This window comes from Bradyrhizobium genomosp. III (assembly GCF_000261705.1).
Taxonomy (GTDB): domain Bacteria; phylum Pseudomonadota; class Alphaproteobacteria; order Rhizobiales; family Xanthobacteraceae; genus Bradyrhizobium; species Bradyrhizobium ottawaense.
On sequence record NZ_AJQF01000140.1, the window covers coordinates 1 to 18,723 of the forward strand.

Sequence of the window (18,723 nt, forward strand, 5' to 3'; positions counted from 1 at the left end):
TTCCAGGACCACGGCCATACGCCGGGGCCGGTCCAGCCGCCGCCCGAGGAACGCACAAATGAGTTTCCGCTGACCCTCGACTTGCGGACCCCGCTCCTGCAATGAGTATGATGGTGGGGCAGGGAGAGGCGCATGAGCGAGGGCGCAGCCGAGCAGGACAAGGCGGGTAGGGCGCAAGGCCAGCGTGAGGGCCAGCGCCGCTTTGCCCAATGGGTCCGCGACTATCGCCGCTTGCCTGGCATCCCCGACGAGTTCCTGGGCCCCGACGGCGCCCCGCGTGCGGTCTGGAGCCGCTTCTTCGATGCCTTCGGCGCGCTCGCGCCCGACGAGATCGAGCGTCGCTTCGGCATGGCCGACCGCCATCTGCGCGAGGCCGGCGTCACCTACCGTGCGCCCGGCGACAGCGCCGACCGGCCGTGGTCGATCAGCCATCTGCCGCTCCTGATCGACGAGGCCGACTGGCAGCAGCTTTGCGCCGGCATCACCCAGCGCGCCGAGCTGCTCGAACTGGTGCTGCGCGACATCTATGGCGAGGGCCGGCTGGTCGCGGAAGGCGCGCTGCCGGCGGCCGCGATTGCCGGCAGTCCCGAATATCTCCGCCCCGTCTGCGGCGTGCCGCCGCCGGGCGGGCGCTATCTGTCGATCTATGCCGCCGACGTCGGCCGCGGACCCGACGGCCGCTGGTGGGTGCTCGGCGACCGCACCCAGGCGCCGTCGGGGGCGGGCTACGCGCTGGAGAACCGTCTGGTGCTCTCGCGCGCCTTCTCCGACCTCTACAAGTCGATGAATGTGCCGCGCGTCGCGCCGTTCTTCGAGGCGTTTCGCGACAGCCTGCGCGCGCGCGCCGACCGCGACGAGCCCCGGATCGGCGTGCTCACCCCCGGCAGCTTCAGCGAGACCTATTTCGAGCATGCGACGTTGGCGCGCTATCTCGGCTTCCTCTTGGTCGAGGGCGACGATCTCGCGGTCAGCGACAACCGCGTCCACATCCGAACCGTCGCCGGGCTGAAGCGGCTCGACGTGCTCTTGCGCCGGGTCGATTCCAATTCGCTCGATCCGCTCGAGCTCGATGCCTCCTCGCATCTCGGCGTGCCCGGCCTGATCGACGTGCTGCGCAAGGACGGCGTCGTCGTCGCCAACATGCCGGGCTCGGGCGTGCTGGAGGCGCGGGCGCTGCTCGGCTTCCTGCCGGCGCTCAGCCGCCGCCTGCTCGGCGAAGAGCTGAAGATGCCGCACATCGCGACCTGGTGGTGCGGCCAGCGCAGCGCGCGCGAGGAGGTGCTGTCGCGGCTCGACGAGGTCGCGATCGAAGGCGCCTACCGGCGCGGCGTGCCCGGTTTCGACAGCGCGGGACCGGTGCTCGCGAGCGAGCTGGATGCGAGCGACCGCCAGCGCCTGATCGACGCCATCGCCGCACGCGGCATGGATTATGTCGGCCAGGAGGTGGTGCGGCTGTCGACCATGCCGGTGTGGGAGCAGGGCCAGATCACGCCGCGGCCCTTCGTGCTGCGCGTGTTCGCGGCGGCGACGCCCGACGGCTGGGCCATCATGCCCGGCGGCTTCTGTCGCATCGCCGAGCAGCCGGATGCGCGCGCGGTGTCGATGGGCGACGGCGCGCGCGCCGCCGACGTCTGGGTGGTCTCCGACAAGCAGGTCTCGACCGCGACGCTGCTGCCGGCGACCGACAAGGTCCGCATCCGCCGCATCGCCGGCGTGCTGCCGAGCCGCGCCGCCGACAATCTGTTCTGGCTCGGCCGATATCTCGAACGCGCCGAGGCGACGCTGCGGCTGGTGCGCGCTTTGGGCTCGCCGAGCGGGCCCAACAAGGGCACCGCGGCCTCGCTGCAATCTGGCGAACGCATCCAGCGCCTGCTGGTGGCCTGGGGTGCGATCTCGCAAACCTCGCGCGCCGCGCCCGGGCGGATCACCGCCGAAGCGTTGCAGAGCGCGGAACGTTTCGGCTCGGCCCTTTCGCTGGTGCGCGCGGCGCAGCGCACGGCGACCTCCTTGCGCGAGCGGCTGTCGCCCGATGCCTGGCAGGTCATCACCGAGATGGCCGAGCGCCTGGCCTACCAGGTCGAGGGCGACGACGGCGTGCTGAGCGCGGCCGAGCTGACCTTGCAGGAACTCGCGAGCCTCGCAGGGCTGGCGCAGGAGAACATGAACCGCGCCGCCGGCTGGCGCTTTCTCGACATCGGCCGCCGCACCGAGCGCGCCATCAACACCACGCGCTTCACCCGCCAGTTCGCCTATGACGAGGCCGGCGATGAGGATCTCGACATCCTGCTGACGCTGGTGGATTGCCAGATCACCTATCGCTCGCGCTATCTGCTGGCGCCGATCCTGGCGCCGGTGCGCGACCTTGCCGTGCTCGACGGCTATAATCCACGTTCGGTGGCGTTCCAGGTGACGACGCTGAACGAGCACATCGCCGCGCTGCCCAGCCTGAAGGAGCACGGCCTGATCGAGAAGCCGCAGCGCCTTGCGGTGGCGATGCAGGCGATGCTGGCGACCGCGGAGGCCGAGAAGCTCGAGGTCAAGACGCTGTTCGCGCTGGAGCAGGATCTGCTCAGCCTCGCCGAGGCGATCGGTCAGCACTACTTCCCGCACGGCCCCAATGCCGCCCGGCCGGAAAAGCTGACGGGGCTGGCGTGATCTACGACATCCGTCACGTCACCACCTACGAGTACGAGAATCCGGTCAGCTTCGCCCGCTGCACGCTGCGGCTGGAGCCGAGGAGCGGCGGCGGCCAGGAGCTGATCTCGCACAAGGTCGATATCCGCCCGCGTCCCGCCGAGCGCCACGTCCGGCGCGATTTCTTCGGCACTCTGACGGAGAGTGTGGTGATCGAAGCGGCGCATCGCAATTTGCGGATCGACTCGCGTTCGCGTGTCTCCGTGTCACGTAAGCCGCCGACGCGCGATGCGGGCAGCCCGAGCTGGGAGAGCATCCGCGACATCGCCTTCGAGGCGACCAGCCTCGGGCCGTCCTCGCCGGTCGGTTATGTCTTCGCAAGCCCGCTGGTGCCGGTGCTGCGTCCGGTCAGCGCCTATGCGGGGATGAGCTTTGCACCGGGCGCGGGCATCCTCGCGGGCGCGATTGATCTCATGCATCGCATCCGCACCGAGTTTCGCTACGACCCCAAGGCAACGGTGATCTCGACGCCGCTGAACGAGGTCTTCGACAAGCGACACGGCGTCTGCCAGGACTTTGCCCATGTGATGATCGCAGGGCTGCGCGGGCTCGGTCTGCCGGCGGCCTATGTCAGCGGCTACCTACGCACCATTCCGCCGCCGGGCCAGGCCCGCCTGCAAGGCGCCGATGCCACCCATGCCTGGGTGTCGCTGTGGTGCGGGGCGGAGCTTGGCTGGGTCGATTTCGACCCGACCAACGATCTGCTGATTGCCAACGACCATATCGTGCTTGCGGTCGGGCGCGACTTTTCGGACGTCTCGCCGGTCGACGGCATCATCGTCGGCTCGCCGAAGCAGAAGCTCGGCGTCGCCGTGGACGTGGTGATGGTGGAATAAACGCGGCCTCGTCGGCCGGGCTCGCCGCCGGGGTGTGCCGTGCCTTCACCGCAACCGCGATCTTGCATAGCACAACGGTAACATATTTCCGTAATCGCGTTCCCGGGGGTTTGGTCACTCGGCCCAAGATGGGCTATGCTGGGTCGTTGCGTCGAGGACAAGAACGAGACTTCGGGAGCTGACATGGGACACCACCGACACGCGGGGCTGCATCCATGATGACGTTGCCGAGACTGGCGGCTGAATCCCTGGAGAAGCTGCTGGGTACGTTTATGCGGCGTCGGTACGGCGAGACCGCTGCAAGCATGGTCGAGAGCGCAACCCGCACCGCGATGGAATGCATCGGTAACAGCGATGCCCTTTACCATAATATCGAACATACGATGCTGGTGACGCTGGCGGGCCATTCGATCCTCAGTGGCCGAAATCTCCATACCCACCTGACGGCCGAGGACTACGTCCATGTCCTGATCGCCTGCCTCGCCCACGATATCGGCTATGTCCGCGGGCTGTTTGAGGAGGATGACATCGACGGCTTCGTCATCGATGCCGCCGACACCAAGATCTCGTTGCCGCGTGGTGCCTCCGACGCCAGCTTGATGATGTATCACGTCGACCGCTCGAAGCTCTATGTCTCGCGGCGGCTGCAGCACATTCCCGGTCTCGATCCTGAACGCATCGCCCGCGCTATCGAGGGAACGCGCTTTCCGGCCCAGGAAGGCCATGAGTATGACGTCGATGCCTCGATCCTGCGCGCCGCCGATTTCATCGGCCAGCTCGGCGATCCCAACTATCTGCGCAAGGCCAACGCGCTCTATTACGAGTTCGAGGAAGTCGGCATCAATCGCCAGCTCGGCTACGATTCACCGGCCGACATCGTGAACCGCTATCCACAATTCTATTGGAACAGCGTCGCACCGCACATCCAGACCGAGATCGGTTACCTCAACAAGACCGAGATCGGCCGGCAATGGATCGCCAACCTCTACAGCAATGTCTTCCGCGCCGAGCGCGACATCTCGCTATCAGGCCCGCAGAGATAGCCCTATAGCCCGGATAAGCGTAGCGACATCCGTGGCCGGCCGCGCCAGATTCCGGATATCACTTCGCTCATCCGGCCTACGACCGCACAACTCCGTGAGCAAATCATGCAACAAAAAACCGTCACCACGGACATCCTCGACATCGCCTATCGCGAATACGGTGCGCCCGACGGCTGGCCCTGCATCATGGGCCACGGCTTTCCCTATGACGTGAACGCCTATGCCGAGACCGCGCCGATCATTGCCGAGGCCGGCGCGCGGGTGCTGGTGCCCTGGTTGCGTGGCTACGGGCCGACGCGATTTCGCTTCGCGGACACGCCGCGCTCCGGCGAGCAGGCGGCGCTCGGCGCGGATCTGCTAGCCTTCATGGACGCGCTCGGCATCAAGCTTGCCGTCGTCGGCGGCTATGACTGGGGCGGGCGCGCGGCCTGCGTGGTCTCTGCGCTCTATCCGGAGCGCGTGGTCGGCCTCGTCTCCGGCAACTCCTACAACATCCAGAACATCGCCCGCGCCATGGAGCCGGCCTCGCCGCCGGAAGAGGCGGCACTCTGGTATCAATATCTCTTTCACAACGAGCGCGGCCGCCGCGCGCTGGAGCGCAACCGGCGTGGCTTTGCCCGCCAGCTCTGGGCGATGTGGTCGCCGAAATGGGCGTTCGACGACACGACGTTCGAACGGAGCGCGGTGTCGTTCGACAATCCTGACTTCGTCGATGTCGTGATCCACTCCTACCGCCACCGCTACGCGCTGGTCGCGGGCGACCCCGCCTATGCCGCGATCGAGGCGAAGCTCGCGGGCCAACCGCCGATCCGCGTCCCGACCATCGCGATCGACGGCGACAGCGACGGCGTCAATCCCGGCACCGCTCATCACGCGCGCAAGTTCGAGGGCCCATTCGAGCGGCGTGTCTTCGCCGATGCCGGCCATAACCTGCCGCAGGAGCGGCCGGCCGAATGGGCGCAGGCGGTGGTCGAGGTCCGGAAAGCGGCCTCATAAAGGTCGTTTCTCGCCCGGCCAGCCGGCTTGTCTGCCATCCCTCCGATTTTTCCTGATCCTGGGAACCTTTTGCGACTGCAGCCGTCCAAGCTGAGGAGCCGCTTCTGTATGCGGCGCGTTGCAGGGGAGGATCTCGATGAAGTCACAAGTGCGCAAGCTGGAACGTGTCGCGGTGGCGCAGGCGCCGGTCGAACGGCCTGACAGGCCGGAGGTCGAGCAGGCGATCCGAACCATGATCCGTTGGGCCGGTGACGATCCCGCGCGCGACGGTCTGCGTGACACGCCGGACCGGGTCGCACGTGCCTTCGAAGAGTATTTTTCCGGCTATGCGCAGGATCCGACGGAAATCCTGCAAAAGACCTTCGAGGAGATCGAAGGCTATGACGAGATGATCGTGCTGCGCGGCGTTCGCTTCGAGAGCCATTGCGAGCACCACATAGCGCCGATCGTCGGCCGCGCCTGGGTCGCCTATATCCCGCAGGGCCGTGTCGTCGGCATCAGCAAGCTTGCGCGCGTGGTGGACATCTACGCGAAGCGCCTCCAGATCCAGGAGAAGATGACCGCGCAGATCGCCAATACCATCAACGACGTGCTCAAGCCTGAAGGCGTCGGCGTCATCATCAAGGCGACGCATCACTGCATGACGACGCGCGGCGCCCACAAGCCCGGGACCGATCTCGTCACCAGCCGCATGCTGGGCGTATTCCGCGACAATGCGCTGACGCGCCAGGAACTGTTGGGGCTCGCCAATTCGGACGATTGACCCGCGACTGCTCAAGGAGACGGCGCCATGACCGAGAACAACAAGCCGAGCGGACCCGACCTGAGCAAAGGCGTGTCGCCGACCGCGTTCAGGGATGGCAAACTGCTCGGTCATGTCGGCGAGGAGGACGTCCTGCTGGTGCAGGCCGGCAGCGAGATCTTTGCGATCGAGCCGGCCTGCAGCCATTACCACGGGCCGCTCGCCGAGGGCCTGGTGGTGGGAGACACCATCCGCTGCCCCTGGCATCACGCCTGCTTCTCCTTGCGCACGGGCGAAGCCACCCGCCCGCCGGCCCTGAACGCGCTGGCGGTGTGGGAGGTCGCGCGCGATCGGGACGACATCATCGTTCGGCGCAAGCGCGAGGCGCCAAAGCCGTCGACCGCTCATCGCAACGCGCCGACACCGGAGAAATTCGTCATCGTCGGCGGCGGCGCAGCCGGCTTCGCGGCCGCCGAGACGCTCCGGCGCGAGGGCTTTGCCGGCGCCATCACCATGCTCAGCGATGACGGCGCGATGCCGGTCGACCGGCCCAACCTCTCCAAGGATTATCTCGCGGGCAACGCACCGGAGGATTGGCTGCCGCTGCGGGGTCAGGACTATTATCAGGACGCGGGCATCGATCTCAGGCTCAACACCGACGTCTCCGCCATCGATGCGAAGACGCGCAACGTCACGCTCGGCAATGGCGACAGGCTTCCGTTCGACCGGCTGCTGCTCGCGACCGGCGCCGAGCCCGTCAAACTGCAGATCCCGGGCGCCGACCAGCCGCATGTCCACACCTTGCGCTCCGTCGCCGACAGCCGCGCCATCATCAAGGCCGCGGAGAGTGCCAGGCGCGCTTTGGTAATCGGCGCCAGTTTCATCGGCCTCGAAGTCGCGGCGTCCTTGCGGGCACGCAAGATCGAGGTGCACGTGGTCGCGCCGGAAGAGCGGCCGATGCAGAAGGTGCTCGGCTCCGAGATGGGCGACTTCGTGCGGTCGCTCCATGAAGAGAACGGCGTGATCTTTCATCTCAAGGACACAGTCGAAAAGCTCGACGGCACCCGCGCCACGCTGAAGAGTGGAGCTGTCATCGAAGCCGACCTCGTCGTGGTCGGCATCGGCGTCAAGCCGCGCCTTGCGCTGGCCGAGCACGCCGGCCTTGCGGCGGATCGCGGTGTCAGCGTGAGCGAATATCTCGAGACCAGTGTCGCCGGCATTTTCGCGGCCGGCGACATCGCGCGCTGGCCCGATCCGCATTCCCGGCAAACCATCCGCGTCGAACATTGGGTCGTTGCCGAACGCCAGGGCCAGACCGCGGCGCGCAACATGCTCGGCAAGCGCGAGCGCTTCGACGCGGTGCCGTTCTTCTGGTCGCAACACTACGACGTGCCGATCAACTATGTCGGCCACGCCGAGAGCTTTGACGAGGTCGCGATCGACGGCAGCATCGGAGGCAAGGACTGCCTGTTGAAGTACCGCAAGGACGGCCGCGTGCTCGCGATTGCTTCGATCTACCGCGATCTCGACAACCTCAAGGCCGAGCTCGAGATGGAGCGGTCGCGCGGCTGACGCGCCGCAGTCGATCTTGATTTGCGTCAATGTTACTGCCGGTACGGGTGCTCTGCTGGCTGTCGTCCCGGCACGATGCGTGCTATTCTGGCGCGTGCCCCCGGGCTACGCAAGCAGGAGTGGCCGTCATGACCAGTGCTTCGGACACGTCACATCACCCAAGTCTCGGCTCCGGCATCGCGGCGCTGCATGCCAAATGGGGCTGGATCGTCGCGCTCGGCGTCGTCTATCTCATCGCCGGCTTCATTGCGCTCGGCAGCATGGTGATGGCGACGGTGGCGAGCGTGATCGTGGTCGGCGCCATGATGATCGTCGCGGGCGTCACCGAGATCATCGGCGCGTTCCAGATGAAGAGCTGGGGCAAGTTCCTGATCTGGGCCTTGCTCGGCGTGCTCTACGTGATCGCGGGCTTCCTGACCTTCGAGAATCCGCTGTTCGCGGCGGTCCTGCTGACGTTGTTTCTCGGCGCCTCGCTGATCGCCTCGGGCGCCGTCAGGCTGTTTCTCGCCTTCAGCATGAAGCGCGAGAGCCCGTGGGTCTGGGTGGCGCTGTCGGCCGTCATCACGCTGCTGCTCGGCCTGCTGATCGTCGCGCGCTGGCCGGTGAACAGCGTCTATATCCTCGGCCTGTTCCTCGGCATCGACCTGATCATGGCGGGAGCGGGCTGGATCAGCCTGGGCTTCAGCTTGAAGCGGCGCGGCTGAGCCATCAGCAACTCGACGCAAGACCATCTTGCGGAACTCCGCTGATCTGACGCGCTGACAAAAAGCAGCACCCGCGCGGCCGCCTCGCGCGGAGATCACCGGGGAGATACCATGAAAGCCGCCTTGGCCCTGGCCGCAGCGCTCGCTGCCGCCTGCCTGTCCACATCCGTCTCCGCGCAAAAATCCTACGGTCCGGGCGTCAGCGACACCGAGATCAAGATCGGCAACACCATGCCCTATAGCGGGCCGGCCTCGCCGCTCAGCATCACGGGCAAGGTGATCGCGGCCTATTTCGACGAGGTCAACGAGAAGGGCGGGGTTGGCGGCCGCAAGCTCAATTTGATCTCGCTGGACGACGCGTTCTCGCCGCCCAAGACCATGGAGGCGGCGCGGCGGCTCGTCGAAGGCGACGGCGTCGCCTTCATCTTCGCGACCATGGGCACGGCGCCGAGCTCGGCGATCGCAAAATATCTCAACAGCAACAAGGTGCCGCAGCTCTTTCTGATCAGCTCGGCCTCGAAATGGAACGATCCGGCCAACATGCCCTGGTCGATGGCGCTGCCCTGGGCGCCGAACTACACCAGCGAGGCCGCGATCGACGTCGCCTATGCCCGCGCCAAGAACCCGAACGCGCGCTTCGCCGTGCTCTACCAGAACGACGATGCCGGCAAGGAATATCTTCGCGGCGTCAAGGAGGCGCTCGGCGCCGACGCCGACAAGGCGATCGCGATGGCCTCGAGCTTCGAGGTCGCGGATCCCACCGTCGATTCCCAGGTGCTGACGCTGGCGAACACCAAGGCCGACGTCTTCATGATTTATTCGGTGACGCCGCGCGCCTGCGCGCAGGCGATCAGGAAAGCCCACGAGGTCGGCTGGCAGCCGACGCGCTTCCTCGCCTCCGGCTGCGCCAACAAGGCGACCGTGATGGTCCCTGCGGGTCTCGAGGCCGGCAAGGGCGTGCTCTCGCTCGGGTCGCTGAAACCGTTCGTCGAGACGCCGAAGAACGATCCGGCGATGACGGCCTATATCGACTTCATGAAGAAGCGCCTGCCCAATGCCGACGTCAACAACGTCGCCGGACTCTACGGCTACACCGTCGCCGAGGCATTGGTGGTGCTGCTGAAGCAGTGCAAGGACAATCTGACGCGCGAGAACATCATGGCGCAGGCGGCGAACCTGAAGAGCGTGCCGCTGTCGCTGCTGATGCCCGGCATCACGCTCAATACCACGCCGCAGGATTTCCGCCCGATCAAGGATGGCTATATGCTCCAGTTCGACGGCAACGACTGGGTGGTGGCGAGTGAATTGCTGAAGGGGACGTGAGGAGCAGCCGCAGAGACGGTGCACCCTCTCCCCTTGTGGGAGAGGGTGGATTCGCGAAGCGAAGCCGGGTGAGGGGTCTATCTCCGCGCACTCCTCTAACAATGGCATTCGCTGAAACAACCCCTCATCCGGCGCTTCGCGCCACCTTCTCCCACAAGGGGAGAAGGGAAGAGGAGAACCCAATGGACTTTCAACACTCCGCCCGTTCGCTGGAGCTCCAGGAGCGCGTCCGGCAGTTCATGCGGACACATGTCGAGCCGGTCGAGGAGCTCTATTACGAGCAGGTGAAGCCGGAGGCCGCGCGCTACAGGACGCCGGCCGTCCTGCAGGACCTGAAGCGGCTGGCGCGGGAGCAGGGGCTCTGGAACCTGTTCCTGTCGGGCGAGCACGGACCGGGTCTGACCAATCTCGAATATGCGCCGGTGAAGGAGATCATGGGCCGCATCCTCTGGGCGCCCGAGGTCTTCAACTGCTCGGCGCCCGACGTCGGCAACATGGAGGTGCTCGCCAACTACGGCACCAGGGCGCAGCAGGAGCGCTGGCTGAAGCCGCTGCTGGAGGGGCGCATCCGCTCCGGCTTCTCGATGACCGAGCCGCAGGTCGCCTCCAGCGATGCCACCAACATCCAGTGTGCCATCACGCGCGACGGGGACGACTACGTCATCAACGGCCGCAAATGGTTCACATCAGGCGCGATGAACGAGGATTGCGAGATCCTGATCGTGATGGGCAAGACCGCGCCCGACGATCCCGACCGTCACCGCCAGCAATCCATGATCCTGGTGCCCAGAAACACGCCGGGCGTGCGCATCGTCCGCGACATGCTCACCTATGGTTATGACGACGCCCCGGTCGGCCACCCCGAGATCGTCTACGAGAACGTCCGCGTGCCCGCGGAAAACATGCTGCTCGGCGAGGGCCGCGGCTTCGAGATCGCGCAGGGGCGGCTCGGGCCCGGCCGCATCCACCATTGCATGCGGCTGATCGGCTGCGCCCAGCGTGCGCTCGAATTGATGTGCCAGCGCGCCGTCTCCCGCGTGGCCTTCGGCAGGCCGCTTGCCGAGCAGGGCTCGGTGCGCGAGGACATCGCAAACTCGTTCTGCGAGATCGCGCAGGCGCGGCTCCTGACGCTGCAAGCCGCCGACAGGATGGACCGCGAAGGCAACAAGGCCGCGCGCGACCTGATCGCGGCGGCCAAGATCGTGGTGCCCAGCATGGCCGCCCGTGTCATCGACCGTGCCATCCAGATCCACGGCGCCGCTGGCGTCTCGCAGGACACGTTCCTGGCGCGTGCTTACGTCTACGCCCGCTTCATCCGCATCGGCGACGGGCCGGACCAGGTGCATCTGGCTGCTGTCGGCAAGGAGCTAATCAAGCGCGGGGGGGTGATGGGATAGGCAGACAGTTTCTCCGGGACTGGCCCAATGCGCGGAAGTATCTGGTCATAGGTAGCATGGTATGCTTGGATGACGGGATCACTTCAATGCGTGCATTGCCGACGTTGTTGCGCTCGGCACAAGAGCGAGCAGGTCAACAATGTGCAATTTCGTCCCGAGCAGCCGGACGTCCGGCGCGCGATCCATTGCGGCAATCTTCGCCTCTATTTTGATGATCCTGATCATCTGCAGCGGCCCATCCGCGCTTGCCGCAGTGGAGCCCTTTCCCGCGGATTTCAAAATCCAGCGCATCTCGGTCAACGGCGTCACCCTGCATGTCCGCGTTGGCGGACAGGGACCGGCGGTCGTGCTCCTGCACGGCTTCGGCGATACAGGCGACATGTGGGCGCCGCTCGCCAAGGCGCTTTACAAGGACCACACCGTGATCGTTCCGGACCTGCGCGGCATGGGGCTCTCGTCGCAACCCGCAGCCGGTTACGACAAGAAAAACCAGGGCGTCGACATCGCCATGGTCATGGACAAGCTCAACGTCCAGAAAGCCGATCTGGTGACGCACGACATCGGCAACATGGTGGGCTATGCGCTCGCGGCGCAACATCCCGACCGCATCACCAAATGGGTCGTCATCGACGCGCCGCTGCCCGGCATCGGGCCCTGGGACGAAATCCTGAAAAGCCCCATGCTGTGGCATTTCAACTTCCGCGGCCCTGACGTCGACCGCCTGGTCAAGGGCCGCGAGCGCATCTATCTCGACCGGTTCTACAATGAGCTGTCGGCCGACCCCAAGGCAATCGACGAAGCGACCCGCAACCATTATGCGAAACTCTACGCCCGGCCAGGCAACATGCATTACGCCTTCGAGCAGTTCGCAGCGTTCGGGAAAGACGCCACGGACAACAAGGTTTTTGCCGGGACCAAGTTGAACATACCGATCCTGGCCCTCGGCGCTGAAAAGTCCTTTGGCGATCAGCAAGTGGCGATCATGCGCGAAGTCGGCACCAAGGTTGACGGCGGCATCGTCACCGGCTCCGGACATTGGATCATGGAAGAGCAGCCGGCGCAGACCGTGAGCAAGGTGCGTGCTTTCCTCGACGGGAAATGACGGCGAGCTGATTGGCTCTCGGTCATACCAGTCGAATCGTTGAGCGACGCGGCAGCGGCGCCAGCGCGCCGCGCATGAAGCCGCCGAGGCAAACTAGCGGCGCCTTCCTCGCGCTTCGTGATGGCGGAGCGCGTCGACGATCACCTTGAATGCGGCCGAGTTCTGCCGCGAGGTCGGATAATAGATATAGTAGCCGTCGAATTTCGGCGACCAGTCGTCGAGCACGATGACGAGCTCACCGGATCGGACATGCCGCGTCACCATGTCCTCGGGGACATAGGCGATGCCGAAACCTTTGAGGGCGGCGTCGATCATCGCCCGGGAATCGTTGAAGGTCAGTTGTCCCTCGACGCGCACCCGGAGGTCGGGACCGTTCCTGGCGAACTCCCACACATAGTGGCCGCCTGCGGCCGCGCGCCGCTTGATGCAGACGTGCTTCAGCAGGTCTTGCGGATGTCTTGGTTTCGGATGCTCCTTCAGATAGGCAGGCGAGGCGACCGCGACGAGCCGCCAGTCCGGACCGATGCGCACCGCGATCATGTCCTTCTCGACGCTTTCGCCGAGGCGGATGCCCGCATCGAAGCCGTCTTCGACGATGTTGCGGAAGGCCGTGTCGAGGCTGAACTCGACCTTGAAGTCGGGGTATTTTCCCAAGACTGGCGACAGCTTCGGCCAGACGACCGTGTCCAGCGCATGGTCCGAGAGCGTGATCCGGATCGTGCCCGACGGCTTGTCACGCAGCGACATCAGCGCGGCGATATCGCGCTCGATCTCTTCGATGCGGGGCGCAACTGATTTTTGAAGGCGCTCGCCCGCCTCGGTCAGGCCGACGCTTCGGGTCGTGCGCGTGAGCAGCCGCAGCCCCATCTGCGATTCCAGGCGCTTGATCGTATGGCTGAGCGTCGATTGCACCACGCCCAGTTTCGCCGCGGCCTTCGTGAAGCTGCGCTCGCGGGCGACGGCCACGAAAGCCAGCAAATCGTTGAAATCCTGGCTTGCCATGGCCGCCACTATTCATGGCCCATATCGATGAATGCAAGCAAATTATATCGACTAATCGGCCGCCGGCTTCCGGCCTCGATCTGGCAACCGCAAAAGCTTTCGCGGAATCGCGTTGATCGACATGTCGAGCCGCTGAGCGCGTCAGTTCGCGCGCCGAAGCGGTTTGAACGCGGCGCGTAGCTCCGCGGAGAAAAGCTCAGGCTGCTCCCAGGCCGCAAAATGACCGCCTTTGTCGACCTCATGGAAGTAGGTCAGGTTGCGATAGGCGCGCCGGGCCCAGGTCTCCGGGGCTTGATAGCTCTCGCCGGGAAAGACGGTGATGGCCACGGGAAGCGAGATCTCCGCGGTCTTCTCGGGGGCGGCGAGAGCGGGACTGCGCCCGCTGTATTCCCAGTAAAGTCGCGCCGACGAAACCGCGCTGTTCGTCAGCCAGTAGAGCGTGATGTCGTCCAGCACCTCGTCGCGGGACTTCTCGGGGTCGGTGCCATCGTAATTCCAATGCGAGAACCCTGGATGACCGAGCATCCAGGCTGCCAGCCCCGCAGGAGAATCCGTCAAGCCGTAGCCGACCGTCTGCGGCCTCGTTCCCATCATCACCGCATACGACCGGTTGCCCATCCTGGCAGCCGCGCTGAATGCTTCGAACGCGGTGCGTTCCTTCTCGGACAGTTCCGCCGGGGCAGGCCCGCCGGCGGCGAGGATCGCGGCGATGTCGGGCGGACGATCGCCGGCAAGTTGATGTGAATGCCGAGCAAGCCTGCCGGCGCCAGCCGCGCCATCGCGCTGGAGACGGGCGAACCCCAATCGCCGCCCTGGGCGACGTAATGGGTGTAACCCAGCCGCTTCATGAGTTCTGCCCAGATGCGCGCCGTGTGCTCGGGGCCCCAGCCGGTATCGCGCGGCTTGCCGGAGAATCCGTAGCCGGGCATCGAGGGGATCACCACGTCGAACGCGTCCTCAGGCCGTCCGCCATGGGCCGTTGGATCCGTGAGCGGATCGATCACCTTGAGCTGCTCGAACACCGATCCCGGCCAGCCATGGGTGATCACGACAGGGAGCGCATTGGGATGTCTGGAGCGGACATGGATGAAATGAATGTCGATCCCGTCGATAGCAGTGACGAATTGCGGAAGCGCGTTCATCTTTGCTTCGATCTTCCCCCAGTCGTAGCCCGTGCCCCAATAGTGCACGAGCGACTGGAGCTTCGCCAGCGGGATGCCCTGCGACTGATCGGAAACGGTCTCGCGGTCGGGCCAGCGTGTCGCCAGCACACGACGGCGGAGCTCGACGAGATCCTGCTCGGGAATGTCGATACGGAACGGGCGAATGACGCTCTCGTCGGCCGCCAGCGCGCCGTGAACGGAAAACACGCTCGCGGAGATCGCCGCTGCAATTCCAATCGCAGCGGTGCCGAGAAGCGCGCGTCGATCTCTGTCGATGATGATTGCGGATTTGGATGACGAATTGGATGGCAAATTGGATGACATGGGCATCGGAGTGCCTCCTGGCTTCAGGCGATCGGCGCCTGCGGGGCAGGACACTCCTTCGTCTGGCTCTGCAACATGGCGTGGAGGCCGGCCGATAGCTCGTTAGGCGTTGTTAGATGCTGTGAGCCGTCGCCGGCGTGGCGAAGGGCACAAGCTCAGCATCGCTGTCCATTTCCGCTTGGGAACGACTTCGAAAAATCAGCAGTCATCGTGCAGGCCGCGCCAGGCCATTGATAGTGCTGACCCCGTCTACTGTGCATGGGGTTGTTTTCGCACTTTTGTCTGGAGCAGGCTCGCCGCGGCCCCTGCAGCGGCGGACGCGCCAATCATCCGGCCTTGATCATCCCGCTCTGGCGATGCGGCCGTCCGCCGATCCCGCGCGCAAATTCTGGAAGAACTTCTCCACCTCGCGCGACAGCGTGTCCGCGGTCTCGGTCAGGCTGCCCGCCGCCGTCAACACCGAGGATGCGGCGGTATCGGTCTCGCCGATGGCGTCGCGCAGCGAGGTGATGTTGGCGACCAGCGTCTCGTTGCCCTGCGCCGCGCTTTGCGCGTTGGACGAGATCTCGCGCGTGGCGGCGTCCTGCTGGCCGATGGCGCCGGCGATTGCGGAGGTGACCTCGTTGATCTCGCGCACCGCGCCGCCGATCTCGCGCACGGCATCGACCGCGTTGCGGGTCGAGGCCTGGATCATCGAGACGTTCTCGCTGATCTCCGCGGTGGCCTTGGCGGTCTGGCCCGCGAGGGTCTTCACTTCATGAGCGACCACGGCAAAGCCGCGGCCGGCGTCGCCGGCGCGCGCGGCCTCGATGGTCGCGTTCAGCGCCAGCAGATTGGTCTGCTCGGCGATGGCCTGGATCAGATTGAGCACGCCGTCGATGCGCTGCGTCGCCGCGGCGAGGCTCTCGATCTCGGAGATCGACTTCTCGGTGCGCTGGCCGGTCTGCTCGACCGCGCCGGCGCTCTGCCGCACCTGGCGGCCGATCTCGACGACCGAGGCCGACAGCTCCTCGGCCGCGCCGGCCACCGCCGTGACGTTGTGCGAGGCCTGCTCGGTGGCATTGGCCGCCGTGCCGGCGCGGCTAGAGGCATCCGCGGTGACGCGCGTGATGGTCTGCGCGGTCTCGCGCATGACCGAGGCGTTGTCGCTGAGGCCGCGCATGATCGCGCCGATCGCCCCGCGAAACTCCTCGACGGACTGTTCGATGTGGCGCGCGCGCTCCTCGCGCGCGGCGGAGCCCTGCGAGACCTGCGCGGCGAGGTTGCGGTTGCGGCCCATGGCCTCCTGGAAGACCTGGATCGCGCGTGCCAGCGCGCCGATCTCGTCGGCGCGGTCGGAGTGCGGCACCACGACATCCTCGGTGCCGTCGGCGACCTGCTTGATGGTCGCGGTGATCGCGGCGAGCGGCCGGGCGACCGAGCGGGCGATGATGACGATGCCGATCACGACCAGGGCCAGCGCCACGCCGCCGAGGCAGGTCAGGACGAAGGAGAGGGTGCGATTGGTCTCCGTCTCGCGCGCGATCTGTTTGGCGCGCTCGGCATAGACCTTGGACAGCGCCTCGAGATCCTTGTTCAGCGCCGAGCGCACGGTGCGGTTGGCATCGTTGTCGCCCCATTCGCGGCCCGCGGCCGCATTGATCTCGACGCCGCGGCGCACCAGTTCCTTGCGGAACTCGACGAACTGCTCGATGCGCTTCTTGAAGGTGGCGAACTGCTCGGCATCGTCGGCTTTAACGATGGTCTCCCAGCGCTTCACGACGTCGAGGATCTGGGCGTTGAACTTGAGCAGGCCCTCGCCGTATTTCTTCACCACGGCGGGCTCGGTCGACATGTAGACGCCGCGCGATTCCATCACGACCGCATAGACCAGCGAGTTGACGCGCTCGACGTTCAGAGCTGCGGCGTTCGCCGTCTCGATCGCGCTGGTCAGGTCGGCGCCGCGGCGGCTGTTGTAGTCGGACAGCATCGCGATCGCAGCCGTCAGCAGCGCGAACAGCGCGAAGATCGCATAGAGCTTGGTGGCAAGCGTGAAACGGCCAGCCAGCTTGGCGGCATTCCCAGATCGGTCTGATGTCATGGTGTTCAGGGGCCCGGAATGGCCTGAAGCGGCCGGTGAGCGGGGTGGTTCGAATTTGATGCAAAACTATGCAGAACGAAGGTGGATGCGGCGTTAACACGGCCGTTGGCTGCCTCCGTCCTTGGTCGTAGGAAAGGCAAGTTATTTCAGCGTCTTGATCCGAAGGTAGAGTTTCAGGATAGTCTTAGGTCGGCCACCGGCCGATGCACCCCGGAGAGACCCTTGGTCTATCGCCATACCATCGACGCCACGACCCACACCTTCCCGGACCTGCGCGACCTCCTTGCCAGGGCGACGCCGCCGCGCTCCGGCGACCGGCTGGCCGGGATCACCGCCGACACCGCCGAGCAGATGATCGCGGCGCGGATGGCGCTCGCCGACGTCCCGCTCGGCCAATTCCTGCAGGAAGCCGTGATTCCCTACGAGGCCGACGAGGTCACCCGCCTCGTCATCGACAGCCATGACGCGAAGGCCTTCGCGCCGGTGGCGTCGCTGACGGTTGGTGCCTTCCGCGACTGGCTGCTGTCGGATGCCGCAACGCCCGAAATCCTGCGCAAGCTGGCGGGCGGCATCACCCCGGAGATGGCAGCCGCAGTGTCGAAGCTGATGCGCAATCAGGATCTGATCCTGGCGGCGCGGAAATGCGAGGTCACCACCGCCTTCCGCAACACCATCGGCCTGAAGGGGCGGATGAGCACGCGGCTGCAGCCCAACCATCCCTTCGACGATGCCAGGGGTATCACCGCCTCGATCCTCGACGGCATCCTGCTGGGTGCCGGCGATGCCTGCATCGGCATCAATCCCGCGAGCGACGATCCGGCCGTCATCGCGCAATTGCTGCGACTGCTCGACGAGATCATCACGCGGCTGAAGATCCCGACGCAAGCTTGCGTGCTGACCCATGTCACGACGACGCTGGCGCTGATCGGGCAGGGCGTGCCGGTCGACCTCGTCTTCCAGTCGGTCGCCGGCACCGAGGCCGCCAATCGCAGTTTCGGCATCGACCTTGCGCTTCTGAAGGAGGCGCAGCAGGCCGGGTTGTCGCAGGGGCGCGGCACGGTCGGGCAGAACGTGATGTATTTCGAGACCGGCCAGGGCTCGGCGCTGTCGGCGGGCGCCCACCACGGCGTCGATCAGCAGACCTGCGAGGCGCGCGCCTATGCGGTCGCCCGCGCCTTTGCCCCGCTGCTGGTCAACAGCGTGGTCGGCTTCATCGGCCCGGAATATCTCTATGATGGCAAGGAAATCATCCGCGCCGGGCTGGAGGATCATTTCTGCGGCAAATTGCTCGGCCTGCCGCTCGGGATCGACATCTGCTACACCAATCACGCCGAGGCGGACCAGGACGACATGGACAATCTGCTGACGCTGCTCGCAGCCGCCGGCGTCACCTTCATCATGGGTGTCCCCGGCGCCGACGACGTCATGTTGAACTACCAATCGACGTCTTTTCACGACGCGCTCTATGTCCGGGACGTCTTCGGTCTGCGCCGCGCGCCGGAATTCGACGACTGGCTGGTGCAGGCAGGGATTACTGGCGCCGATTTCCGTCTTGCCGGCGATGCAGGCCTGCTGCCCGATTTTGCCTCGCGGCTGATCGCCTGAGGCTGGAAGCTCCCTAAGGCCTTCAGGAAACCATTGGTCCCTCTCCGAATTATGCTTGTGCCACAATATTGAGAAATTCCGGCGACGGCATTACGCTATGTGTCTGGCTGGCTATTTCCGCAACCAGGTCGAGCGTGGCG

13 protein-coding genes and 1 pseudogene are annotated in these 18,723 nt (G+C 65.6%); 11 read left to right on the forward strand and 3 right to left on the reverse strand.

Annotated features, from left to right (window positions below; translation table 11 throughout):
• The first annotated feature begins 132 nt into the window (after positions 1-132).
• From IC66_RS0111910 to IC66_RS0111955, 10 genes are all read left to right on the forward strand, one after another.
• Entirely contained in the window at positions 133-2,655 is a 2,523-nt protein-coding gene (locus IC66_RS0111910; RefSeq protein ID WP_038947775.1) for a circularly permuted type 2 ATP-grasp protein, read from the forward strand.
• Positions 2,652-3,530, forward strand: a complete 879-nt coding sequence (locus IC66_RS0111915; protein WP_038947776.1) for a transglutaminase family protein — start codon at positions 2,652-2,654, stop codon at positions 3,528-3,530. Before IC66_RS0111910 ends, IC66_RS0111915 begins: the two co-directional genes overlap by 4 nt.
• 215 nt (positions 3,531-3,745) lie before the next feature.
• Positions 3,746-4,573 (forward strand): hypothetical protein, encoded by an 828-nt coding sequence (locus tag IC66_RS0111920; protein WP_028143234.1) that lies wholly within the window; start codon positions 3,746-3,748, stop codon positions 4,571-4,573.
• Positions 4,574-4,678: 105 nt separating this feature from the next.
• Positions 4,679-5,569: an alpha/beta fold hydrolase gene (locus IC66_RS0111925; protein ID WP_038947777.1), complete on the forward strand. Its 891-nt coding sequence runs from the start codon at positions 4,679-4,681 to the stop codon at positions 5,567-5,569.
• 136 nt (positions 5,570-5,705) lie between these two features.
• Positions 5,706-6,332 carry a GTP cyclohydrolase I FolE gene (folE, locus tag IC66_RS0111930; RefSeq protein WP_028143232.1) on the forward strand — a complete coding sequence of 209 codons (627 nt, stop codon included), beginning with the start codon at positions 5,706-5,708 and terminating at the stop codon, positions 6,330-6,332.
• A 27-nt stretch (positions 6,333-6,359) separates the two neighbouring features.
• Positions 6,360-7,883, forward strand: a complete 1,524-nt coding sequence (locus tag IC66_RS0111935; RefSeq protein WP_038947778.1) for an FAD-dependent oxidoreductase — start codon at positions 6,360-6,362, stop codon at positions 7,881-7,883.
• 128 nt (positions 7,884-8,011) lie between these two features.
• Positions 8,012-8,587 (forward strand): HdeD family acid-resistance protein, encoded by a 576-nt coding sequence (locus IC66_RS0111940; protein WP_026201537.1) that lies wholly within the window; start codon positions 8,012-8,014, stop codon positions 8,585-8,587.
• A gap of 111 nt (positions 8,588-8,698) precedes the next feature.
• Complete coding sequence (locus tag IC66_RS0111945; protein ID WP_038947779.1) at positions 8,699-9,910, forward strand: ABC transporter substrate-binding protein; 1,212 nt, start codon at positions 8,699-8,701, stop codon at positions 9,908-9,910.
• Positions 9,911-10,092: 182 nt separating this feature from the next.
• Positions 10,093-11,307: an acyl-CoA dehydrogenase family protein gene (locus IC66_RS0111950; protein ID WP_038947780.1), complete on the forward strand. Its 1,215-nt coding sequence runs from the start codon at positions 10,093-10,095 to the stop codon at positions 11,305-11,307.
• Positions 11,308-11,446: 139 nt separating this feature from the next.
• Positions 11,447-12,409 carry an alpha/beta fold hydrolase gene (locus tag IC66_RS0111955; RefSeq protein WP_038947781.1) on the forward strand — a complete coding sequence of 321 codons (963 nt, stop codon included), beginning with the start codon at positions 11,447-11,449 and terminating at the stop codon, positions 12,407-12,409.
• Between the two features lie 93 nt (positions 12,410-12,502).
• Here IC66_RS0111955 and IC66_RS0111960 read toward each other — a convergent pair whose 3' ends face one another.
• From IC66_RS0111960 to IC66_RS0111970, 3 genes and pseudogenes are all read right to left on the reverse strand, one after another.
• On the reverse strand, positions 12,503-13,411 hold the full coding sequence (locus tag IC66_RS0111960) for a LysR family transcriptional regulator (protein ID WP_038947782.1): 909 nt from the start codon (positions 13,409-13,411) through the stop codon (positions 12,503-12,505).
• A gap of 141 nt (positions 13,412-13,552) precedes the next feature.
• Positions 13,553-14,898 (reverse strand): annotated as a pseudogene (locus tag IC66_RS0111965) (epoxide hydrolase family protein).
• A 340-nt stretch (positions 14,899-15,238) separates the two neighbouring features.
• Entirely contained in the window at positions 15,239-16,978 is a 1,740-nt protein-coding gene (locus IC66_RS0111970) for a methyl-accepting chemotaxis protein (protein WP_038947784.1), read from the reverse strand.
• Positions 16,979-17,200: 222 nt separating this feature from the next.
• Between IC66_RS0111970 and IC66_RS0111975 the strand changes: the two genes are divergently transcribed.
• Entirely contained in the window at positions 17,201-18,583 is a 1,383-nt protein-coding gene (locus tag IC66_RS0111975; protein ID WP_038947785.1) for an ethanolamine ammonia-lyase subunit EutB, read from the forward strand.
• Positions 18,584-18,723: the final 140 nt, after the last annotated feature.